At 68.7% G+C, this 22392-nt stretch carries 18 protein-coding genes, 6 tRNA genes and 3 pseudogenes; 14 read left to right on the top strand and 13 right to left on the bottom strand.

Annotated elements, in window-relative coordinates:
- Positions 1-85 precede the first annotated feature (85 nt).
- The 8 genes from hemE to IJ15_RS0123400 all read left to right on the top strand — a co-directional run bounded on the left by hemE (position 86) and on the right by IJ15_RS0123400 (position 8389).
- Positions 86-1153, top strand: coding sequence for a uroporphyrinogen decarboxylase (gene hemE, locus IJ15_RS0123435; protein ID WP_197059899.1), 1068 nt, complete (start codon positions 86-88; stop codon positions 1151-1153).
- Positions 1150-2514, top strand: coding sequence for a protoporphyrinogen oxidase (locus IJ15_RS0123430; RefSeq protein WP_031940753.1), 1365 nt, complete (start codon positions 1150-1152; stop codon positions 2512-2514). The genes hemE and IJ15_RS0123430 overlap by 4 nt, the downstream gene beginning before the upstream one ends.
- Positions 2515-2518: 4 nt before the next feature.
- Positions 2519-3214 (top strand): hydrogen peroxide-dependent heme synthase, encoded by a 696-nt coding sequence (gene hemQ / locus IJ15_RS0123425; protein ID WP_031940752.1) that lies wholly within the window; start codon positions 2519-2521, stop codon positions 3212-3214.
- 123 nt (positions 3215-3337) lie between these two features.
- Complete coding sequence (locus IJ15_RS0123420; protein WP_156112210.1) at positions 3338-3760, top strand: hypothetical protein; 423 nt, start codon at positions 3338-3340, stop codon at positions 3758-3760.
- 347 nt (positions 3761-4107) lie between these two features.
- A complete protein-coding gene (locus tag IJ15_RS0123415; protein WP_156112209.1) occupies positions 4108-4485 on the top strand; it encodes a hypothetical protein in 378 nt (125 codons plus the stop codon).
- Positions 4486-4730: 245 nt separating this feature from the next.
- Positions 4731-7001: a molybdopterin guanine dinucleotide-containing S/N-oxide reductase gene (locus IJ15_RS0123410; RefSeq protein WP_031940749.1), complete on the top strand. Its 2271-nt coding sequence runs from the start codon at positions 4731-4733 to the stop codon at positions 6999-7001.
- Positions 7002-7037: 36 nt separating this feature from the next.
- Positions 7038-7388 (top strand): GntR family transcriptional regulator, encoded by a 351-nt coding sequence (locus IJ15_RS0123405; protein WP_031940748.1) that lies wholly within the window; start codon positions 7038-7040, stop codon positions 7386-7388.
- Positions 7385-8389 (top strand): DUF1648 domain-containing protein, encoded by a 1005-nt coding sequence (locus tag IJ15_RS0123400; RefSeq protein WP_031940747.1) that lies wholly within the window; start codon positions 7385-7387, stop codon positions 8387-8389. Before IJ15_RS0123405 ends, IJ15_RS0123400 begins: the two co-directional genes overlap by 4 nt.
- A gap of 73 nt (positions 8390-8462) precedes the next feature.
- On the opposite strand, the gene msrB is transcribed toward IJ15_RS0123400, so the two are convergent.
- Genes msrB through IJ15_RS0123380 form a run of 4 tightly spaced genes read right to left on the bottom strand, consistent with a single transcriptional unit; the run spans position 8463 to position 12623 of the window.
- Positions 8463-8900 (bottom strand): peptide-methionine (R)-S-oxide reductase MsrB, encoded by a 438-nt coding sequence (msrB, locus tag IJ15_RS0123395; protein ID WP_031940746.1) that lies wholly within the window; start codon positions 8898-8900, stop codon positions 8463-8465.
- Between the two features lie 34 nt (positions 8901-8934).
- Positions 8935-10185: a glycosyltransferase family 87 protein gene (locus IJ15_RS0123390; protein WP_407984122.1), complete on the bottom strand. Its 1251-nt coding sequence runs from the start codon at positions 10183-10185 to the stop codon at positions 8935-8937.
- A gap of 52 nt (positions 10186-10237) precedes the next feature.
- Positions 10238-11803, bottom strand: coding sequence for an alpha/beta hydrolase (locus IJ15_RS0123385; RefSeq protein ID WP_051919560.1), 1566 nt, complete (start codon positions 11801-11803; stop codon positions 10238-10240).
- 22 nt (positions 11804-11825) lie between these two features.
- A complete protein-coding gene (locus IJ15_RS0123380; protein ID WP_031940743.1) occupies positions 11826-12623 on the bottom strand; it encodes a pyrimidine reductase family protein in 798 nt (265 codons plus the stop codon).
- Between the two features lie 22 nt (positions 12624-12645).
- Between IJ15_RS0123380 and zapE the strand changes: the two genes are divergently transcribed.
- On the top strand, positions 12646-13659 hold the full coding sequence (gene zapE, locus IJ15_RS0123375) for a cell division protein ZapE (RefSeq protein WP_031940742.1): 1014 nt from the start codon (positions 12646-12648) through the stop codon (positions 13657-13659).
- Positions 13660-13686: 27 nt separating this feature from the next.
- Here zapE and IJ15_RS0123370 read toward each other — a convergent pair whose 3' ends face one another.
- The gene (locus IJ15_RS0123370) at positions 13687-14217 is read right to left on the bottom strand and encodes a GNAT family N-acetyltransferase (protein WP_031940741.1); all 531 of its coding nucleotides are present in this window, start codon (positions 14215-14217) and stop codon (positions 13687-13689) included.
- Positions 14218-14305: 88 nt separating this feature from the next.
- Entirely contained in the window at positions 14306-15508 is a 1203-nt protein-coding gene (locus IJ15_RS0123365) for an MFS transporter (protein WP_231569642.1), read from the bottom strand.
- 58 nt (positions 15509-15566) lie between these two features.
- On the opposite strand from IJ15_RS0123365, the gene IJ15_RS0123360 reads away from it, so the two are divergent.
- A complete protein-coding gene (locus IJ15_RS0123360) occupies positions 15567-16952 on the top strand; it encodes a GH1 family beta-glucosidase (protein WP_031940739.1) in 1386 nt (461 codons plus the stop codon).
- A 215-nt stretch (positions 16953-17167) separates the two neighbouring features.
- Here IJ15_RS0123360 and IJ15_RS0123355 read toward each other — a convergent pair.
- From IJ15_RS0123355 to IJ15_RS0123335, 5 genes are all read right to left on the bottom strand, one after another.
- Positions 17168-17242, bottom strand: a tRNA-Val gene (locus tag IJ15_RS0123355).
- Positions 17243-17301: 59 nt separating this feature from the next.
- Positions 17302-17377, bottom strand: a tRNA-Gly gene (locus tag IJ15_RS0123350).
- Positions 17378-17422: 45 nt separating this feature from the next.
- A tRNA-Val gene (locus IJ15_RS0123345) sits at positions 17423-17497 on the bottom strand.
- Between the two features lies 1 nt (position 17498).
- A tRNA-Cys gene (locus tag IJ15_RS0123340) sits at positions 17499-17569 on the bottom strand.
- A 25-nt stretch (positions 17570-17594) separates the two neighbouring features.
- Positions 17595-17667, bottom strand: a tRNA-Gly gene (locus IJ15_RS0123335).
- Positions 17668-18179: 512 nt separating this feature from the next.
- Between IJ15_RS0123335 and IJ15_RS0123330 the strand changes: the two genes are divergently transcribed.
- Positions 18180-18251: transfer RNA gene (locus IJ15_RS0123330), tRNA-Val, on the top strand.
- 76 nt (positions 18252-18327) lie between these two features.
- Here IJ15_RS0123330 and IJ15_RS0123325 read toward each other — a convergent pair.
- A complete protein-coding gene (locus IJ15_RS0123325) occupies positions 18328-19008 on the bottom strand; it encodes an SIMPL domain-containing protein (protein WP_231569641.1) in 681 nt (226 codons plus the stop codon).
- Positions 19009-19309: 301 nt separating this feature from the next.
- Between IJ15_RS0123325 and IJ15_RS0123320 the strand changes: the two genes are divergently transcribed.
- The 3 genes and pseudogenes from IJ15_RS0123320 to IJ15_RS0123310 all read left to right on the top strand — a co-directional run.
- A complete protein-coding gene (locus IJ15_RS0123320; protein WP_031940737.1) occupies positions 19310-19720 on the top strand; it encodes a TIGR02611 family protein in 411 nt (136 codons plus the stop codon).
- A 171-nt stretch (positions 19721-19891) separates the two neighbouring features.
- Positions 19892-21865, top strand: a pseudogene (thrS, locus tag IJ15_RS0123315) (threonine--tRNA ligase); the annotation flags it as partial.
- A pseudogene (locus tag IJ15_RS0123310) lies at positions 21864-22241 on the top strand (HIT family protein); the annotation flags it as partial. The pseudogenes thrS and IJ15_RS0123310, both read left to right, overlap by 2 nt.
- Positions 22242-22250: 9 nt before the next feature.
- On the opposite strand, the pseudogene IJ15_RS25750 reads toward IJ15_RS0123310, so the two are convergent.
- Positions 22251-22392: pseudogene (locus IJ15_RS25750) on the bottom strand (diadenosine tetraphosphate hydrolase); the annotation flags it as partial.

Below are 22392 nucleotides of genomic sequence, written 5' to 3'. Positions count from 1 at the left end.
CGGGGGAGGCGCGCCGATTCTGCCCCGGCGGGGGGTCATGGCAACATGGTCCTCGATGAGCGGCTTGGAAGATACGAATGCAGGTATGACCGGGCGTGCCGAGTACCCGTCTCGACGGGTCCTCGGGAACGCACCGTTGTTGGCGGCGGCCACTGGTCGCCCGGCGAAGCATCGACCCGTGTGGTTCATGCGTCAGGCCGGACGCTCGTTGCCGGAGTACCGGGAGATCCGGGCAGGAATCGGGATGCTCGAGTCCTGCTTCGATCCGGAGTTGGTCTGCGAGATCACGATGCAGCCCGTGCGGCGGCACAAGGTGGACGCGGCGATCCTGTTCTCCGACATCGTCGTCCCGTTGAAGGCGGCAGGCGTCGACCTCGACATCGTGGCCGGTGTCGGCCCCGTCGTCGCGAACCCAGTGCGGACCACCGCCGACATCGCGGCGCTGCCCCGACTGGTCCCCGACGAGGTCGGCGCGGTCGCCCAGGCGGTGCGACTGCTCACCGCCGAACTCGGGGAGACACCGCTGATCGGTTTCGCCGGTGCCCCGTTCACACTCGCGTCGTACATGGTCGAGGGCGGGCCGAGTCGCAACCACGAGCGCACCAAGGCGCTCATGCACGCCGACCCCAAGATGTGGCACACCCTCCTCGGCACGATCGCGGACACCACCATCGCGTTCCTGCAGGCCCAGCTGCACGCCGGTGTCGACGCCATCCAGCTGTTCGACTCGTGGGCGGGCGCGTTGTCGCTGGCCGAGTACCGCGAGTTCGTGCTGCCGCACTCGGAGCGGGTGCTCGCCGAGGTGGCGTCCGCGGGCGTTCCGCGCATCCACTTCGGTGTCGGTACCGGAGAACTGCTCGGCGCGATGGGTGAGGCCGGCGCCGACGTCGTCGGCGTCGACTGGCGGATCCCCCTGGACGTCGCCGCCCGCCGGGTCGGACCCGGCAAGGCGTTGCAGGGCAACCTGGACCCCGCGGTGCTGTTCGCCGGCTGGGACGCCACCGAGCGCGAGGTCCGCCGCATCTGCCGGGAGGCCGACGCCGCGATCGCGGCCGGTGCCACCGGGCACATCTTCAACCTCGGCCACGGCGTCCTTCCGGACACCGATCCGGCGATGCTGACCGATGTCGTGGAGCTGGTGCACTCGTTGTGACCGGTCGGCGCGTCTCGGTAGCGGTCGTCGGGGGCGGCGTCACCGGTCTCGTCGCGGCCTATCGGCTGCGGCAACAGCTCGGTGACGGCGCCCGGATCACCGTTGTCGAGGCGGCTGCACGGACCGGTGGCAAGCTGCGCACCGTGGATCTGGCCGGTGATCCCGTCGACGTCGGGGCCGAGGCGTTCATCGCCAGGCGCCCCGAGGTCGCGGATCTCATCGTGGAACTGGGCTTGCAGGATCAGTTGGTCCATCCAGCGGGGCGTTCGCCACTGATCTGGTCGGCCGGCTCGCTCCATCCACTGCCGACCCGGACCCTGATGGGAATCCCGTCGGATCCGCAGTCGGTGGCCGGACTGGTCGACGCGGAGACGCTGGCGCGGATCGTCGCCGAGCCCACCGTGGCGTTCGAGTGGGATCCGACAGCCGATATCGACGTCGCCGGCCTGGTCGGTAGCCGCTTCGGCGAGCAGGTGGTGCGGCGCAGTGTCGATCCGCTTCTCGGCGGCGTCTACTCGGGGCTGTCGGACTCGATCGGGGTACGGGCCGCGCTCCCGACCCTCGCCGCGGCACTCGACGCGGGCGCACCGAACCTCACCGCGGCCGTCGCCGCGGCCCTGCCCACGCCGTCGCCGGGTCCGGTGTTCGGCACCCTGTGCGACGGGTACGGCGTCCTGCTCGAGGCGCTGCGTGCCGCGGCCGCACCCGAGATCGTCCTGGACACGCCCGCCACCGGGCTGCGCCGGGACGGCGACGGCTGGTGGCTCGACCCCGTCGGCCGCGTGGACGGCGTCGTCCTCGCGCTGCCGGCACCGAACATGGTCGCCCTGGCCGCCGCGGCTGTGCCCCGGCTCGCCGAGGCGGCCCGCGGCATCGAGCTCGCCTCCTCGGCGGTCGTCGCGCTCGCCCTGCCCACCGACGCCGGCGTCCCCGAGAACTCCGGGATCCTCGTTGCAACGGGGGAAGCATTGGGCGCCAAGGCCTTCACGTTGTCGAGCCGCAAGTGGCCGCACCTGGCCGATCGGGACGTCACGCTGGTCCGGGCGTCGTACGGACGCTTCGGGGACGCCGACGTCGTCGACTCCACCGACGCGCAGTTGATCGCGAAGGCACGCACGGACCTCGAGACCGTGACGGGCGTGCGTACCGATCCCGTCGATGCGGTCGTCCAGCGCTGGCACGGCGGGCTGCCGCAGTATGCGCCCGGCCACCTGGATCGGGTGGCTGCGATCGAGGCCGCCGCGGCCGACGTGGACCGACTCGAGGTCGCGGGTGCCTACCTGCACGGTGTCGGCGTCCCGGCGTGTGTGGCGTCCGCGACGACGGCGGCGGCACGCCTCGCAGCCCGAGTGGCAGGATAACGGCATGGCACGCCTCGATTTCGACAAGCTCAATTCCACCCTCCGCTACGCGATGTTCTCCGTCTTCCAGGTGCAGCCCGGTGTCCTCGGTGACGACCGTGCCGCAGCCGTGAAGCAGGCGCAGGCGTTCTTCGACTCGTTCGAGGACACTGACGTCGTCGTGCGCGGCATCTACGACGTCGCCGGTGTCCGCGCCGACGCCGACTTCATGATCTGGACGCACGCGGAACGGCTCGAAGATCTGCAGAAGCTGTACAAGGACTTCCGCCGCACCACCGACCTCGGCCAGGTCAGCGATCCGGTGTGGTCCAACGTCGCGCTGCACCGCCCCGCCGAGTTCAACAAGAGCCACGTCCCGGCGTTCATCGCCGGCGAGGACCCGGGCAACTACATCTGCGTGTACCCCTTCGTCCGCTCGTACGAGTGGTATCTGCTGCCCGACGCGGACCGCCGCAAGATGCTCGCCGACCACGGCATGGCCGGACGCACCTACCCCGACGTCCGCGCCAACACGGTGCCGTCGTTCGCACTCGGTGACTACGAGTGGATCCTCGCGTTCGAGGCCCCCGAACTGGACCGGATCGTCGACCTGATGCGTGACCTGCGCGCCACCGAGGCGCGCATGCACGTGCGCGAGGAGACCCCGTTCTTCACCGGTCCGCGCGTGAGCGTCGAAGACCTGATCAACGCGCTGCCCTGACCCCACGCCGACCACACCCCGCACCGGACAGGTGCGGGGTGTTTTCGTGCGTACCGCGGCGCGAGGCGGGTCTGGCTTCGTATCCTGAGCACACCACTTGCGGGCCCACGAGAGGGGCATGCGATGCGGAGTGCACGACGGTTGCTCGCGGCGGCAGTTCTGACACTCGGCGTTGCTGCAGGTCTCGCGGTGGGCCCGATTCCCCAGGCGTCCGCCGCCCCCACCGTGAACACCTTCCAGATCCCACTCGTCGTGAACACCGGCATCTGGGCGTGCAGTGCGATCCACACGTTCTGCTCCTCCAACCCGGTTGCGATCACGGGGGAGGTGCCCGGCACCGTCACGTTCCCCGCCCTGTCACCCGGCGCCCACATCAACTGGACCTACCGGATGGCCTGGAGGAATCTCGGGACCGGCGCCTCGGGGGTCCTGACGATCCCGTACAGCCAGTCAGCGAGCGTGTTCACCGGGGCGGGTCTGGTGACCGCATCGATGACGACCGGCTACGAGACGATCGCCGGCACGGGTGTCTTCGTGGTGCCCTGAGGACCGCTGGCAGAGCGGGAATCTGCCCGTTTGCCCGGGGCTGTCGCGCTGCGTCTGCTCACGGTCGGCGACGTAGCGAATCCAATTGGTAACGGGGAGCTGGCCAACGATCAGGGCGCCAACGATCCGCCGGTGAGCTTCGAGGAACGGCAAGTCCTTCTCCGCCTGAAACCCTGACTCGGCTCGGGTCTGCAACCCGGCCGGCGCATTTACTGCGCCGTGTCTGTTTCTCAGTCCAAAGGTGGGGACGGCGAGTCGTCGGCGAGTCCAACTCATTTGAGTAAGAGCCAAGTAAGTTTTTACTAATTGATGGTGATTGACACCGTCCGCCACTGAAAGGACTCCAAGTGAAGCCCTCTATCCGACGTGCACTCGTCACCTCGACTACCGCTGTCGCCGCGGCCGGCATCGCGCTTGCCGCACCTGCTTCCGCCTTTGCGATGCCCGAGATCATCCAGGAGGAGGGGGGCGTAATGGTGACGTTCGGTGATGTGGATGAGCGGACCGAGGACGTGATCGAATACGTCGTCGAGGCCGCAAACTCCATCGCCCGGCAGGACTCGCGGGTGGTTTACACCAACCTGCGTGGCCCGCGCTCGGCCGCGACGTGGACGTATGATCCTCGGCTTTTCAACAATGGTCGGCCACTTCACATGGAGTGCACCATCGAGGAAGATCAGAACCCGAACAAAGGCTACGACTGCTGGTCGGTCTTGGACGACTGAGCCCCGGTTTTTCAAATGACCGCCCGCCCCTGGGCGGGTTGTAGTGGCTCGTCGCGAAGGTCGCTCGATCCGGGGATCACCCGGTCGACGATTCGGGACGAGCCACTAGCCATGTCATTCGACGAGAGAATTCGGGTGATTGGCTTCTCGCGGTCGGCCGCGACAGTCGTTGCCGGTACGGGCGCTTTCGGGGTGCCCAGCGTCCCACTGGCAGACTGAGGGCCGTGAGTTCGCGGTACCAGCACATGGCGCACTGGGGCATGTTCGAGGTCGAGTCCGCCGACGGTGACGTGAGCGCCGTGCACCCGCATGCGGGGGACACGGACCCGTCGCCGATCCTGGGGAACCTGCCAGGCTCGGTGCGGCACCGCGCCCGCATCACCGGTCCGGCGGTCCGGCGCGGGTGGCTCGAGCAGGGTCCCGGCCCGTCCGACATCCGCGGCGCCGACGAGTTCGTGGCGGTGTCGTGGGACGAACTGCTCGACCTGCTGGCCCGGGAGTTGCGCCGCGTCGTCGACACCCACGGCAACCGGGCGATCTTCGGCGGCTCCTACGGCTGGGCCAGCGCCGGACGGTTTCACCACGCGCAGAGCCAGGTGCACCGGTTCCTCAACATGCTCGGCGGCTACACCCGCTCGGTGCACACCTACTCGCTGGGCGCGACCGGCGTCATCATGCCGCGGGTGGTGGGCACGCACTGGAAGCTGTTCGCCCGCTCCACCAACTGGGACGTCATCGCCGCGCACACCGATCTGATGGTGTGCTTCGGCGGGGTGCCGCTGAAGAACACCGCCGTCAACGGCGGTGGCACCAGCGAACATCCGACCCGTGGCGCGCTCGACCGGCTGCGCGAGCGTGGCGGCGAGGTGGTCTCGATCAGCCCGCTGCGCGACGACCTGCACGGCCGGTGTGACTGGATCGCGCCCGTCCCCGGCACCGATGTCGCGATCATGCTCGGTCTCGCGCACGTGCTGGCGTCGGAAGGCTTGCAGGACAAGGACTTCCTCGACCGGTACTGCGTCGGCTACGACCGGTTCGAGAGCTATCTGATGGGAAACGACGACGGCGTCCCCAAGACCCCGGAATGGGCGTCGGCGCTGTCGGGGATGCCGGCCGAGCAGATCGTCGCGTTGGCCCGCCGGATGGCCGCGGGCCGCACGATGGTTACCGTGACGTGGTCGCTGCAGCGCGTCCGGCACGGCGAGCAGGCCCCGTGGATGGGCGTCACGCTCGCCGCGATGCTCGGCCAGATCGGCCTTCCCGGAGGCGGATTCGGGCACGGCTACGGCTCCATGAACGAACCCGGGCTCGCCCCGGTCCCGTACCCGCTGCCGACGCTGTTCCAGGGCGCCAACCCGGTGCCCGACTTCATCCCCGTCGCGGCGATCGCCGACCTGCTGCTGCGCCCCGGCGAGGAGTTCGACTTCGACGGCCGACGCCTCACCTTCCCGGACACCCGCCTCGTCTACTGGGCCGGCGGCAATCCGTTCCACCATCACCAGGACCTGGCCCGGTTGCGGCGCGCGCTGGCCCGGCCGGACACGATCGTCGTGCACGAGCCGTACTGGACGCCGATGGCCCGCCACGCCGACATCGTGGTGCCGTCGACGACGTCGCTCGAGCGCGACGACCTCGCCTGCACCCGCAACGATCCACTGCTGGTCGCGATGCACGCGGCGGTGCCCCGACACGCCGATGCCCGCGACGACTACGACACGTTCTCCGCGCTCGCGCATCGGATGGGGTTCGGGGAACGCTTCACCGAGGGCCGCACCGCACGGCAGTGGATCGAGCATCTCTACGGGCAGTGGCGGGGGTTCGTGCTGGCGGACCCGGCGCGTCTGGAGGCGCCCACGTTCGAGGAGTTCCGGCGGCGCGGTCACGTGCGGATGCGCACCGAGGACGGGCTGTCGCTGTTCTCGGACTTCCGGGACGATCCGGTGCGCAATCCGCTGACCACACCCAGCGGGAGGATCGAGATCTTCTCCGCCGACATCGACGGCTTCGGCTACGACGACTGCGCCGGACACCCCCGCTGGTACGAGCCGGAGGAGTGGCTCGGTGGTGAACGCGCGCAGCAGTTTCCGCTGCACCTGATCGCGAACCAGCCTCGGACCCGCCTGCACGGGCAACTCGACCACGGCGCTGCCAGCCAGGCGTCGAAGGTCCGCGGGCGCGAGCCGATCCGGATGCATCCGGCCGACGCCGCCGCGCGTGGTCTGGCGGCCGGCGACGTGGTCCGGGTGTTCAACGACCGCGGCTCCTGTCTGGCAGGGGTCGTGCTCGACGACGGCGTCCGCCGCGGGGTGGTGCAGTTGTCCACCGGCGCTTGGTACGACCCGCTGGACCCGGCGGACCCGGGCTCGATGTGCGTGCACGGCAATCCCAACGTGCTCACCGCCGACGCGGGTTCCTCGCGCCTGTCTCACGGCTGCACGGGCCAGCACGTCCTGGTGCAGATCGAGCGCTTCGACGGCGATCTGCCCCCGATCAAGGCGTTCGATCCGCCGCTCTGACTTGTTCTATTTGAACTAGAACAATATGGTGGGTGTGTGCTCATCCGTATCGATCAGTCGTCCGCCGTACCGCTGTACGTGCAGTTCGCCGCGTCCGTCCGCGGCGCGATCGCCGACGGTTCCGTCGCGGCGGGGGAGCGGCTGCCCTCCGCGCGGGACCTCGCGGCGTCGCTGGACGTCAACGTCCACACCGTGCTCCGCGGCTATCAGGAGCTGCGCGACGAGGGGCTGATCGAACTGCGGCGGGGTCGCGGCGCGGTCGTCACGGCGGACGCGCCCGCCCGCAGTCGATTGCTGGACGCGGTCCGCGGCCTCGTCACCGAAGCCAAGCGCCACGGCATGAGCACCGCTGACCTGCTCGACCTCGTGACAAGGGAGATGACATGACCGAATCGATTCCGGCGCAGACAGTTTCGTGGGTACGGGGGCTCGCCGGTGCGTGGCTCGCCCCCGTCGTCGCATCCGCCGCGGCGTCCGTCGTGCTGATCGCCTGGTCCGGTGACCTCCCGGACCCCGTCGCGACCCACTTCGGGTCAGGCGGGCAGGCCGACGGCTTCACATCGGTCGCGGCCGCGCAGTGGTCGCCGCTGCTGGGCCTGGCCTTCGCGGTGCTCCTCGGCGGCATCCTGTTGCTGCTCACCCGGCGGGACGTGCGGGCGGCCCGCTTCGGGGCCGCGGTCGCGTCGGGCACCGGGACCGCCGTCGCGGTGCTGCCGGTGGGCGTGCTCGCCGCGCAGCGCGGGCTGGCCGACGCGGCCGAAGCCTCGTTCGCCGGATGGTCGCTCGTGGCCGCCGTGCTCCTCGGCGTCGTCGCGGCGGTCGCCGGTGCCGCGGTGGTCGGGCGGCCCGACTCGGCGCCCGCCGCCGCAGCCCCGCCCGCGGATGCGTCGCGCATCGACCTGACCGACACCGAGACCGTCGTGTGGACCGGGTCGGCGGCGATGCCGCGGTGGCTCGCCGCGGTGCTGGCGCTCGTCCCGATCGTCATCGTCGTGTCCGGCGTCTGGGTGTCGTCGGAGGACGCGGTGCCGCGGCTGCTCATCGCGGCGGTCGTCGGCGCGCTGCTGCTGGGACTGTCCCTCGCGCCGGTGCACGTCGTGGTGGACGGTCGCGGGCTCGAGACCCGCTACGTGCTCACCGGCGGTCGTCGCCGGATCGCGCTCGACGAGATCGCCCGCGCCGACGTCGTGAAGATCGGGATGATCAACCGCTACGGCGGCATCGGCTACCGCGTCGGTCCGGACGGCGTCGGACTGCTGGTCCGCCCGGGCGCGGCGTTGCGCGTCACCCGCGGCGACGGCTCCAAGTTCACCGTCACCGTCGACGGTGCGGATCAGGCCGCGGCCGTGCTCAATTCACTCGCCGCCCGGGGGAGGGCGACGAGGTAGGACGCCGCGCGCACAATGACGCCCCGCACGCGCAATCGCGCGTGCGGGGCGTCAATCTGCGCGCGGGAGGGGGTCAGCTGCCGTCGGCCGGCTGCAGCCGCAGCGAGATGCTGTTGATGCAGTAGCGCTGGTCGGTCGGGGTGGGGTAGCCCTCGCCCTCGAAGACATGGCCGAGGTGGCTGTGGCAGGTACTGCACAGCACCTCGACACGGTGCATGCCGAGCGTGTTGTCGGCACGCAGGATCACCGCGTCCGACTTCGCCGGGTCGAAGAACGACGGCCATCCGCAGTGCGACTCGAACTTCTCGGTGCTGCGGAACAGTTCGGCACCGCACGCGCGGCACGAGTACACGCCCTCGGTGGTGGTGTCGGTGTACTCGCCGACGTGCGGCCGCTCCGTCCCCGCCTGACGGAGCACGTGGTACTCCTCGGGCGTCAGGTGTGCGCGCCATTCGGCGTCGCTGCGCCGGAACGTGGGTGCGGGAAGACCGGAATCCTGTGTGGAGCTCATGGCCTCACGCTAATACGTTCCGCAACCTCGTGCGTCAGACCTTGGCCGGCACCGGGGTGGTGGCGCTGTGCTCGGCGACGAGGAAATCCGGATCGATTCCCGAGTCCAACCGGCCCTCCCGCTTGGCTGTCAGGTAGCGGTTCGCGAGCACCGCGAAGATGACGATCAGCAGGAGACTCCAGCCCATGGTCGGCTTCAGGAACTCGACCACGCGACCGGTCTCGACGAACCGGTTGGAGTACCAGGCATCGGCACTGAGGAACCCGTACACCGCGAGCCAGGCCGGCCAGTTGCGCATCACCGAATTGCGCAGGACCACCGTCATGATCAGCGGGAACAGCAGCATGGAGTAGTACATCTGGCCGAGCGACAGCAGCAGGAACGACGCGCCCATGATCACGCCCGTCGCGGTCGCGAGGAAGAACAGCTCGTCGTGGCGGTAGTACCGGTACAGCAGCCACAGCGACACCAGGACCATCGCCGCGAACGCGAGGCGCAGCGCCCAGATCATCGCGACCGGAAGTCCGAAGTACGTGCCGTTGCCGACGATCGCACTGTTGAAGTAGTCGCGGGACTCCGACAGGTACGGCAGCGTGTGCTCGAGGAACGCCATCGGGTCCGCCGCCAGCGGCCACGCCACGGCCATGAGGATCAGCGGGATGCCGACGGCGGTGACGAACACCTTCCACTGACCCCGCACCAGGGGCAGCAGCAGCAGGGGCGCGAGGATCGGTTTGACGGCGAGCGTCAGGCCGATCGCGGTGCCGGCCCACAGGTCGCGCCGACGCAGGAGCAGGAACAGGAACGCGACCTCGCCGAGCAGGATGATGCCGTTGATGTTCGAGAACACGAGGGTGTTCGTGACGGTTTCCGTCGAGAACGCCGCGAACAGCAGGATCGGCGCCGCGATCGAGTTCAGCGCCAGGTCGAACATCTTCAGCAACAGATACAGCGCGACGATCACCGCGATCGCGTTGGCGAGGATGAACAGCCAGCGCGACGTCTCGGGATCGATCAGCGCGATCGGTGACATCAGCAGGGTGCCACTGGGCTGATAGAGGTAGTGCGGGTCCACGGAGTTGAAATTGGCGGTGTAGACCTCTTGGCGATTGAGGAATGCCAGGGCTGCTCGATACACCGGGGTGAAGTCGTCGGTATGGGATCCGTTGACTGCCAACACGACCACTCGATGCAGCACAGTCATCACAGCGATGGGCCACAGAGCGAAGTTGACGACCTCGGCGGTGGTGCGGCCGGTACGCGGCTCGAATCGTCGAAGGAACACTACGGCACGGTACACCGCCGCGGCCTCGGGCAGTCGCGGCAACCCCGGCGCGTCACGCCGGGCAGGCGCTGCCCTGGGTCGGGAGTTCGGCCGACGCGAGGTACCGGGTGAGCGCTTGGCGGGCGCAGTCCGAATGCGTGGTCACCGGGTGGCCGTAGCCCTCCCACGTCATGCTCGACCACCGGGCACCCGCGCTCGCGAGAGACCCCGTCACGGTGGCCAGACCCGCATTGCCGACCACGGGGTCGGCGGCGCCGCCGAGGACCAGTACCGGCACGTCGAGACTGCCCGGGAGCGGGGGCGGCGACATCGTCGGCCAGGCAGAGCAGCGCATCAGCCCGACGGCGGCATCGGCGCCGAACGTCGGATACTTCGCACCCCACGCCTGCTGCAGTTCCCGGGCGCGTCCCGGACCCGGCCACTGCTGGCCGTCGCTGCATCGGGCGACGAACTGGCCGTCGGTGCCGACCGCGGCCTCGGTCGAGGCGATCAGTCCGAGCAACGGTCCGGTGTCGCCGCCTCCCGCCGCCGACAGCACGTCCGCCAGCTCGCGCACACGGGCAGTCTGGTCACCGCGCGGCGACCCCAGGAAGGCGGAGACCGTCGCCAGCAGCGCGCTCGACGACACCGTCGCCAGTTCACCGGCGGCCGCGCGGTCCCGCAGTGCCGTGATCGAGGCCGTCGGATCCGGTCCGAGCGAGCAGTTCAGTGCCGCGCACCGCCGGCTGAAATCGGCGAGTGCCGCTTCCTGGCCCTGCACCCGGTGTTCGGCGGCGGTCGCGGCGTCGACGGTGGTGGCGGCGGGAGAGTCGAGCACCAATCGGCCCACCTGGTCGGGGTACCGCGCCGAGTACGCCAGCGCGACCGCCGCGCCGTTGCCGGTGCCGAGGATGCCCAGGCGGTCGACCTGCCAGATCTGCCGCAACTGTTCGAGATCGTCCGCGGCGTGGGCGGTGTCGTAGGAGAGTTCGGACGGCTGCAGTGCATCGGTGCACGCCACGGTGGACGCCCGCGAGAGTGCCGCCGCCGCGTCGACGCCCTGAGCGTCCGAGGAGGTGAACTGCCCAAGATCGGCGAGACCGCGGCGATCCAGCGACCGGCCGCAATCGATCGGGGTGGACGACCCGATGCCGCGTCGATCGACCGCGACGATCGGCTGACGCTCGAGCAGCGTGGAACTCGGCCCGGTCGCGAGCGCCGCGACGGTCGTCGAGGACGCGATGTCGGATCCGGACGTCACGACCAGGGGCGCGGCATCGGCGGGAGTGTGCGGCAGCCGCGCGCGCAGTGCTCCCACCTCGATCGGAATCAGCACGGACCCGGTGGCATCCAGGGGCGCGGGGTAGTCGGCGCATTCCAGCGTCAGCCCGGCGGGTCCCGGCCCGAGGCCGGCCGCGGTGAGGGTGGTGTCGGTGCAGTCGACCCAGTTCAGATCGTTCACCGGGGTCTGCAACCGCGGGGCCGGCGCGGCGGTCTCCGTGGTCGTCGGGGCGCGGCCGCCCTCCTCGACGACCGCGACGTCGGGCCGGATCGACGGTCCGGCGCCGCACGCGGTACAGACGGCGAGAACGGTCCCGGCGACTGCGGCGACCCCGATCCTGCTCACAAGCGACTGCATGCGGGACAGCCTGCCAGGTGCGTCACCCGTCGTGGGCGCGTACCCAGCGGGTGAGCAGGGTGCCGTCGTCGTCGCCGAGGACGTGCGCCCGGGTCATCGGCGTGGGGCTCGCGGCCGCCGACACCGCGATGCGGCCGGCGGCGCCGGCGACCAGTTGCGCCGACGTGGTCAGGCACAGTTCGTCGACGACGCCGTCGCCGACGAGGGTGCCGAACAGTCCGGGCCCGCCCTCGCACAGCACCCGACGCAGGCCGCGACGGTCGAGGGCGTCGACGACGGCAGGCCCGGTGACGTCCCGATCGGCGACGGTCTCGACCGCGGCCCCGGCGTCACGGAGTCGGGCCAGGCGGTCCGGGTCCGCCGCGGCCGACGTCAGGACGAGCGGCGGGACGGAGGTGTCGGTGAACAGGCGCGACTCGGGGTCGAGGTTCCCGCTCGCGGTGACCACCACGATCGGGGGGATCGCCGTCAGGCCGGTCGCCGTCCGGCGGTCGACGAGCGCGGGGGAGGTGCGGGCGCCGCCGTAGTTCTCCGCGCGGACGGTGCCGGCGCCGACGACGATCGCGTCGGCGAGCTCCCGCAGGACGGCGAACACCCGCTTGTCGGCGGGGGACCCGAGCGCCGCGCTGGCGCCGTCGACCGCCACGGCGCCGTCGATGCTGGCCACGAAATTGACCCGAACCCACGGCCGGTCGAGAGCTGCCGGGTATCCGTACAGTGAACGGAGGTCGTCGTCGCTCAGTTCGGACGGCCGATCTCCGGCGTCTGTTTCTCGTGTGAAGTAGGTCGCAATATCCAGGCGGTGCACGTGTTCGATCACAGCACGTCGATACGCTCACTGCATGCATGCACGTCTTGTCGATCGCAATCCGGTGGTGCCGGCCGATCAATTGGTTGCTCAAATGGTGCCCCCGGCGATGTTCGACGAGGTCAGTTTTGCGTCCTACATTCCCGATCCCAAGGAGCCGAGCCAGGCCGCCGCGGTCGCCAAGGCCGAGGAGTTCGCGGGCAAGGTCGCCAAGATCAGGGGTGGCGGTCGACGCGGCCTGTTCGGCAAGAAGGCGCCGTCCACCGGCGCCGGTCTGTACCTCGACGGCGGCTTCGGCGTCGGTAAGACCCACCTGCTCGCCTCGATCTTCCACAGCTCACCGTCGCCCAAGGCCTTCGGCACGTTCGTCGAGCTGACCCACGTCGTGGGCGCGCTCGGATTCAACAAGGCCGTCGAGGAACTGTCATCGCACAGCGTGCTGTGCATCGACGAGTTCGAGCTCGACGATCCGGGCGACACCATGCTCGTCTCGCGTCTGCTGACCGAGCTGTCGGCGCGCGGCGTGTCCATCGTCGCGACGTCGAACACCCTGCCCGGCCAGCTCGGTGAGGGCCGCTTCGCGGCACAGGACTTCCTGCGTGAGATCAAGAAGCTTGGTTCGATCTTCGAGACCATCCGCGTCGACGGTCCCGACTACCGCCATCGTGACCTGCCGCCGGCCCCCGAACCGACCGACGACGCCGACCTGATCGAGCGCGCCGACGCGATCGAGGGCGCCACCCTCGACGACTTCGACGAGCTGTGCGCGCACCTGAGCACGCTGCACCCGTCGCGCTACGGCAAGCTGATCGAGGGCGTTCCCGCCGTGTTCATCAAGGGTGTCCATCCGGCCGCCGACCAGTCGGTCGCGCTGCGCCTGGTCGTCCTCGCCGACCGCCTGTACGACGCCAGCATCCCGGTCACAGTGTCGGGTGCGAAGCTCGACGAGATCTTCACCCCGGAAATGCTGGCCGGCGGCTACAAGAAGAAGTACCTGCGCGCCACGTCGCGCCTGCTCGCGCTCTCGCGCTTCGAGGTCGCGGCCTGATCGAACCTTCGTGATGCAGCGCGGCGGTCAGATGCCGCGCTGCATCACGAAGTCGTGGTGGGTCTGGGCGCCCACCCGGAACGTCTTGGTGCCGACCTTCTCGAAACCGTTCTTGACGTAGAACCGCTGCGCCCGCTCGTTCTCCTGGTTGACCCCCAGCCACACGCCGGCGCAGTTCGCGTTGCGCGCATGATCGACCGCGGCATCCATCAGTGCCGCCGAGACTCCCGAACCGTGCCGTTCGGGTAGCACGTACAGCTTGCTGATCTCCGTCGTCGGCCGCAGCGACAGCACCGACCGGATGTCGTCGTCCTCGGGGGTGCCGTCGACGAGCATCACGTACCCGACGATCTCCCCGTTGCTGGTGGCCTTGAGCACCGTGCGGGTCGAGTCGGTGAGGTACTCGCTGAACTTCTCCGCGGACAGCACGTCGTCGATGAACGCCGCGATGTCCTCGCGTGTGGCGTGCGGTGGGCACGCGAGCGGGAACGTCACCGCGGCGACGTCTGCCAACGCCTCGGCGTCCCAGAGTCCGGCCCGGTCCACGGAAATCGTCACAGCTCCACCTCGTGTACGTCGTGTGTGTCCCGGGTAAGTACATCACTGTCGGGGAGGGACCCGCAGACCCGCGCCGGGACACACACGCTCAGGCCCCGGTGGGAGCGGATTCGTTCGGGGCAGAGTCCGGCGATACCCGGCGCGGCGCGAAAGCGGGCGCGAGCAGGAACAATGCCACCGCGAACAGCAGCGGCACCATGAAGCCGATCCGCAGGTCGGACACCGCTGCGATGCCGCCGATGACGGCGCCGGCGATCACGGTGCCGGCGTAGTTGAACAGGTTGATGCGGGCGACGACCACGTCGGTCTGTCCCGGGGGCGCGAGTCGGCCCGCCGCACTGAAGCTCAGCGGAGCGATGACGGGGGCGCCGAGGCCGACGACGAAGAATCCGGCGATCGCGAGCGCGGGCGCCTGCGCGAGAACCACCATCAGCAGGCCGATCACACTGATGATCGCCCCGACCCGTACGACCGCGATCTCGCCGTACTTCCGGACCCAGAGGTCGCCGGTCAACCGCGAGATCAGCGCCGTCACCTGGTAGGCGCCCATCGCGAGGGCCGCGGTTCCGGCGTCGGAGAGCAGCACCTCCTTGAGGTACAGGGGCGAGTACGTGCCGACGCCGAAATCGATCGCATAGAACAGCATCATCGCGAACCCGAGCGCGAGGAACGGCCGGAGCGGAATCGCGACCGGCACGGTGGGAGCGGACTCGGCCCGCTGATGGCCGGTGTGCAGCAGACGCGGCCCGATCCACGCACAGACCGCCGCGACCAGGACGGCCGCGATGAGCACGGACATCATCACCGACAGTTCGAGTGTCGAGAACAGCGCGACGAACCCGGCGCCGATGATCGCGCCGACGCTCCACGATGCGTGGAACGAGGAGAGGATGACGCGGCCGTACGCGTGCTGAATCGACACCGCCTGCATGTTGGCCGACGCGTCGACGATGCCGAGTCCGATGCCGTAGAACGCGAATGCCGTCAGGAACGCCGGCGTCGATGTCGCGAGCGCGATCGTCACCGCGCCCGCCGCAATGGCGAACAGGCCCACCCGGAGCGTCGTGCGACTGGAGGTGGCCTTCGCGATCTGCTCGGCGACGACGCTGCCGAGTCCCGCGACGACCGAGACGCCGACGACGGTCACCGCGACCAGGGTGTCGCTGAAGCCGAGGTCGTCCTTGAACTGGGGGAGCTGGGTGAGCAGAACGGCCAGCATGAACCCCTGCAGGCCGAAGGCGACGGCAGCCGAGACGCGTGCGCCGCTAAGGGTTTTCGTGTTTCGAATCACTGGACGAGTGTCCAACATTCCGCTCCGTTTCGTGGGGTTCTCTGCTTCACTGCTCATCATGGCGGTACAACGAACAGTTCCCGAGTTTCCCGACGATTTCGTCTTCGGTGTCGCGGCCGCGGCGTATCAGATCGAAGGGGCGGTGACCGCGGACGGGCGTGGACGTTCGATCTGGGACGAATTCTGCTCCACCCCTGGAGCAATCGTGCGCGGCGAGACCGGCGATGTCGCGATCGATCACTATCACCGGTACCGGGACGACGTGCGACTGATGCGTGAACTCGGCATCGACTCGTACCGGCTGTCGGTGTCGTGGTCGCGGATTCAGCCCGACGGCAAGGGTGCGGTCAATCTCGCGGGCCTCGACTTCTACGATCGGCTCGTCGACGAACTGTGTGCCGCCGGCATCACGCCGGCCGTCACGCTGTACCACTGGGATCTTCCGCAGGCCCTCCAGGACGACGGTGGGTGGCTGAACCGGGCGACCGCGCAGCGACTGGCCGACTACGCCTCGATCGTGGGGGAGCGCCTCGGTGACCGCGTCGGCATGTGGATGCCGCTCAACGAGCCTGTCGTGCATACGCTCTACGGTCACGCCCTCGGAGTCCACGCGCCCGGACTGTCGCTCGGTTTCGGTGCGCTGCAGGCCGCGCATCATCAGCTGCTCGGTCACGGCCTGTCAGTGCAGGCACTGCGTTCGGCCGGGTGCGGCAACATCGGAATCGCGTCCAACCACGCGCCCGTGCACGCCGCGAGCGGCGCGGAGGCCGACGTCGAGGCTGCCGACATCTACGACCACATCGTCAACTGGACGTTCGCCGATCCGGTCCTGCTCGGCAAGTACCCGGCCGACGAACTCGCGGCTCTGCTCACCGGACCCGTCGACGACGACCTGGCCGTCATCGCGCAGCCGCTCGACTGGTTCGGCATCAACTACTACGAGCCCACGACCATCGCCGCGCCGCGGGACGGCGAGGGAACGGACGGCGTGCTCGAGGTGGATCTGCCCCCGGGGATGCCGTTCGCGCCGGTGCCGCTCGAAGGCTACGAGAAGACCGACTTCGGCTGGCCGATCGTGCCGGACGGCCTGCGGGAGATCCTGACGATCTTCCGCGACCGATTCGGAGCGGCCCTGCCGCCGGTGTACATCACCGAGAGCGGGTGCTCGTTCCACGATCCGGATCCGGACTCGTCGGGTCGCGTGCGCGACGACCGTCGGATCGCGTATCACGCGGACCACCTGGTCGCCGTTCGGGAGGCGATGGACGCCGGCGTGGACGTCCGCGGCTACTTCGTGTGGTCGATCCTCGACAACTTCGAATGGGCGGCCGGGTACCGCGAACGCTTCGGGCTCGTGCATGTGGACTACGACACACTCGAACGGACGCCCAAGGATTCGTACCACTGGTTCCGTGATCTGCTCGCGAAGCGGCACGGCGGATAGCGGTGACGGGCGGGTGGCGCAGGCCGCCCGCCCGGGGAAATGAGTGAGCCCCAGCCGTGGATGGGGGGTCAGGGCTGGGGCTCCGCACCATCGGGGGGGATGGCATGCCCGACGATACATGAGGAATCCCTCAGGTTCGAATCGGGCGGGCAGCCGCGAAAGCGGATGGGGACCAACGCAAGAAGGGCACCTCCGTGTGGAGGTGCCCTTCTCGGTGGTGCGCGATACTGGGATTGAACCAGTGACCTCTTCCGTGTCAGGGAAGCGCTCTCCCGCTGAGCTAATCGCGCGGGTCAAATATCGGAAACCCGGATAACCGGGCTCCCAGGCCGACCGCTGGGGCCGACCGTGGAGCGGATGACGGGATTCGAACCCGCGACCCTCACCTTGGCAAGGTGATGCGCTACCAGCTGCGCTACATCCGCATGTTCTAACAATCAAGATTCTCGGCAGCATGCTGCCTCGAAACTTGGTGCGCGATACTGGGATTGAACCAGTGACCTCTTCCGTGTCAGGGAAGCGCTCTCCCGCTGAGCTAATCGCGCGAGGTGGAGACGGGAATCGAACCCGTGTGCACGGCTTTGCAGGCCGTTGCCTCACCACTCGGCCACTCCACCATAAAAGGTCGAGTCCAACCTCTCGAGCGGATGACGGGATTCGAACCCGCGACCCTCACCTTGGCAAGGTGATGCGCTACCAGCTGCGCTACATCCGCATTCGCACCGGCGGGGCGTTTCCGCTTTCCCGGTGCGGTGAGAACATTAGCGGACCATTCGAGAAAGGCACAAATCAGCAGGTCAGCGGGTGAATCTGGCGTCATGGGGGAGTGAATGCGCAGGTGAACGCACCGTGAATACCGAACCGACAGGTGCGGAGGTTCCGGCGCGGGTTTCCTCGGGCCGGCCAGAGGGCCGAGTCGGGGGAGTGCGGTCGCCGCCGATGCGGGCCGCAGGGAAGGCGGTCGTGGGCGCGTTTCACGATCGGGATGCGCTCGAACGAAGTGATTCACCCGTACGTGCGCGTGTGCGTACGCACGCGAAAGATGCGTCCAGGGTTCGGTGCCGGCGTGCGGTGTCACTCGTGGGTGTCGGGGCGTCGGCCAGGGCGGTCGGCGTCCTCGGCGCGTCGATGCGGGCCCGAAAACGAATGACAACCAGGGGATTCGTGTTCGCCGAAAGGGCATGTTAGTGTTTCGTCTCGTTCGACCGCGAGCATTCAGCGCGGTTCGGTCCCGTGGCTCAGTGGAAGAGCGTCCCGTTCACACCGGGAAGGTCGCTGGTTCGATCCCAGCCGGGACCACAGAAGGAATGCCCCACCCGATGCAATCGGGTGGGGCATTCCTCGTTTCCGGGGCTTTCGTCTCCGGTCGGCGATCTCAGGCGATGTCGTAGGTGATCTGGACGGTCACGGCCAGCTCCTGGCTGCCGGCCTCGACGGGCACGGTGTTGGCGTGATCGAAGGCCATCGGCGACCGCATCAGCGGGTTCTCCGGCGCCGTCGGCGGCACCTCGACGATCGAGCGCACCGCGCCCAGGTTCACGCCGGCCGCGTCGGCGATCTGCCGGGCCTGGTCCTGGGCCTGCCGGACCGCGCGAGCCCGGGCCTCGGCCCGCAGTTCGCTGTCGTCCGAGATCGAGAAGACAGTCTGTTCCACCCGGATCGAGTCGCCCGCGGCGGCCGCGGCCGCATCGATGAGGGTCCCGGCGGTGGCGATGTCGTGGAGGGTCGCGGTCACACGATTGGTCACCTGATAGCCGTTGATCCGGCCGGAACCACTCTCGTACGTGGGATTGACCGACAACCCGCTGGTCTGGATGTCTTCGGCAGGCACGCCCCTGCCCTTCAGCGTGTCGATCAGCGCCGTGGATCTCTGGGCATTGGCATCCAGTGCCGCTGCCGCCTCCCCGGCCTGGGTCTGGACGCCGAGCGCCACCGTCAGTGTGTCCGGTGTACCGGTCACCGTGCCGGTGCCGCGGGTGTCGATCCCGGCTGGGTCCCCGGCGGATCCGGGTTGTGCGTTGCCGCTCGCGCATCCGGCGAGAGCGGCAACGCACACGGCGGATACCCCGAGCGCGAGAGTGATTCGACGTGAACGATGTGTCGTGTGCATCGGGCCACTATCCGGCAGTCACCGACCCGGTGCGTCGGAATCGTCCGAATGCCGGGGGTCGCCCCCGGAACCGATTCGTGCGGTCGGCCGGTCGATCCACGTCGTCGGTAGTCTGGATCCTGCCGGTGCGCGCACCGGCGCAGACTCGAATCGACGGTGGGTGTGGACGTTGGGTGACCGAACTGTGAACGACCGCACGGCTGATGACAGCAGCGCCGCCGCGGCGAAAGACGGCGGGTTCCATCCGATCGAGGCGCTCGAAGAGGCCGAGAACCGGTGGCTCCGCTGGCGTCGGCGGATCGCCGGAAACACCTCGCTGAACCTCGCCTACCGGTTCGGTGTCGGGATCGTGGGTGCCGTCGTACTCGCCGTCGGCATCGTGACGATTCCGTATCCCGGTCCCGGTTGGTTGATCGTCTTCGCCGGCCTGGGCATCCTGGCCTCGGAGTTCGCGTGGGCGCACCGACTGCTGCACTGGGTTCGCGCCCGCTACGACCGGTTCATGATCTGGTTCGGCCGGCAGTCGGGCTTCGTCAAGGCACTGGGGGTGCTGTTCACCACGATCGTCGTCGTCGCGACCCTCTGGGTGCTCGGCACGTTCAGCCTGATCGGATCCTGGGTGGGGCTCGAACAGTCGTGGTTGGAAAGCCCCCTCTGACATCCTCCCCGGACCGAAGTCCGGGGATTGGTGCCGGCGCACATTTTCGATAGCGGGATCACGGCCATTCCGCGCGACGGCGGGACGGTTCCACTGATGGCGACCTGGTGCCGATAACATGGGGTCGCCCCTCATCCCGGGGCACACTCTCATACCTAGGAGCGCATCGCCGTGACCACGCCCGCATCCGCCACCCCCGCCGCACGCGTCCGAGTGCCCGCCGGGACGACCGCGGGCACGGCGGTGCGCGACGCCGGACTTCCCGGTAAGGGTTCCGACGCCATCGTCGTCGTCCGCGACGCCGAGGGGCAGCTCAAGGATCTGTCCTGGGTTCCCGACGTCGACGTCGAGGTCGAGGCGGTCGCCGCCGACACCGAGGACGGCCGCAGCGTGATCCGGCACTCGGCTGCGCACGTGCTCGCGCAGGCCGTGCAGCAGGAGTTCCCCGAGGCCAAGCTGGGCATCGGCCCCCCGATCAAGGACGGCTTCTACTACGACTTCCAGGTGGACCGGCCGTTCACGCCGGAGGATCTCGCGAAGCTCGAGAAGCGGATGAAGAAGATCGTCAAGGATGCGCAGCGATTCTCCCGCCGCGTCGTCGATGACATCGAGGACGCCCGCACCGAACTCGCGAGCGAGCCGTTCAAGCTCGAGCTCATCAGCGACAAGTCGGGTATCGACGATCCGGAGGTCATGGAGGTCGGCGGTAACGAGCTGACGATCTACGACAACCTCAACCCGCGCACCGGCGAGGTCATCTGGAAGGACCTGTGCCGCGGTCCGCACATCCCGACCACGAAGTACATCCCGGCGTTCAAGATCACCCGCAGCTCGGCCGCGTACTGGCGCGGCGACCAGAGTCGCGAGGACCTGCAGCGCGTCTACGGCACGGCGTGGGAGTCGACCGAGGCGCTCGACAAGCATCTCGAACTGCTCGCCGAGGCAGAGCGGCGCGACCACCGCAAGCTCGGCGCCGAGCTGGACCTGTTCTCGTTCCCCGACGAGTTGGGCTCCGGACTGCCGGTGTTCCACCCCAAGGGTGGCATCGTCCGGCAGGAGATGGAGAACTACTCGCGTCAGCGTCACGTGCAGGAGGGCTACGAGTTCGTCTACTCGCCGCACATCACCAAGGGGCATCTGTACGAGGTCTCCGGTCACCTCGACTGGTACCGCGACGGCATGTTCCCGGCGATGCACATCGACGAGGAACTCAACGAGGACGGCACGGTTCGCAAGCCGGGCCAGGACTACTACCTCAAGCCGATGAACTGCCCGATGCACAACCTGGTCTTCGGGTCCCGCGGCCGTTCGTACCGTGAGCTGCCGCTGCGACTGTTCGAGTTCGGCTCGGTGTACCGCTACGAGAAGTCCGGCGTCGTGCACGGACTGACCCGTGTGCGCGGCATGACGCAGGACGATGCGCACATCTACTGCACCAAGGATCAGATGCGCGACGAGCTGACCAGGGCACTGAAGTTCGTGCTGGGCCTGCTCAAGGACTACGGTCTCGACGACTTCTACCTCGAGCTGTCGACGAAGAACCCCGAGAAGTTCGTCGGCGACGACGCGCTGTGGGAGGAAGCCACCGAGACGCTGCGCGAGGTCGGCGAGGCGTCCGGGCTGAACCTGGTGCCGGATCCGGGCGGAGCCGCGTTCTACGGCCCCAAGATCTCCGTCCAGGTTCAGGACGCGTTGGGCCGCAGCTGGCAGATGTCGACCATCCAGCTCGACTTCAACCTGCCTGAGCGGTTCGACCTCGAGTTCACCGGCAGCGACGGCGCCAAGCAGCGTCCGGTGATGATCCACCGCGCGCTGTTCGGATCCCTCGAACGGTTCTTCGGCGTGCTCACCGAGCACTACGCGGGCGCGTTCCCGGCATGGCTCGCGCCGGTCCAGGTGGTCGGCATCCCCGTCGCCGAGGCGTTCGAGGACCACCTGTTCGACGTCGTCAAGCAGCTCAAGGCCGCCGGTGTGCGGGCCGAGGTGGACGTCAGCGACGACCGCATGCAGAAGAAGATTCGCAACCACACCACCCAGAAGGTGCCGTTCATGCTGCTCGCCGGCGAGCGGGACGTCGAGGCGGGCGCGGTGGGCTTCCGTTTCCGTGACGGCACCCAGATCAACGGTGGCCCGGTGGCGGGCGCCGAAGATGAGCGACGAGGAAGGTCTGATCGTCGCGCGGGGTGAATCGGTGTACGCGGTGCTCAACCTGTACCCGTACAACCCCGGTCACCTGATGGTGGTGCCGTACCGGCGGGTCGCGGCGCTCGAGGACCTGACGCCGGAGGAGAGCGCCGAGTTGATGGCGTTCACGCAGCAGGCGATCCGTGTCATCAAGAGGGTGTCGAATCCGGACGGTTTCAACGTCGGCCTCAATCTCGGTGCCGCTGCCGGTGGATCGCTGGCCGAGCACCTGCACCAGCACATCGTTCCGCGCTGGGGTGGGGACGCGAACTTCATCACCATCCTCGGGGGCGCAAAGGTGATGCCGCAGTTGCTGCGCGAGACGCGTGCGCTGCTGCGCGGGGGCCTGGCGCAGCAACTGCGGCATCACCTTTGCGCCCCCGAGGATGGTGATGAAGTTCGCGTCCCCACCCCAGCGCGGAACGATGTGCTGGTGCAGGTGCTCGGCCAGCGATCCACCGGCAGCGGCACCGAGATTGAGGCCGACG

The organism is Prescottella defluvii (assembly GCF_000738775.1).
In the GTDB taxonomy this organism is placed as follows: Bacteria; Actinomycetota; Actinomycetes; order Mycobacteriales; family Mycobacteriaceae; genus Prescottella; species Prescottella defluvii.
This window is presented reverse-complemented; position numbering and strand designations above follow the sequence as displayed.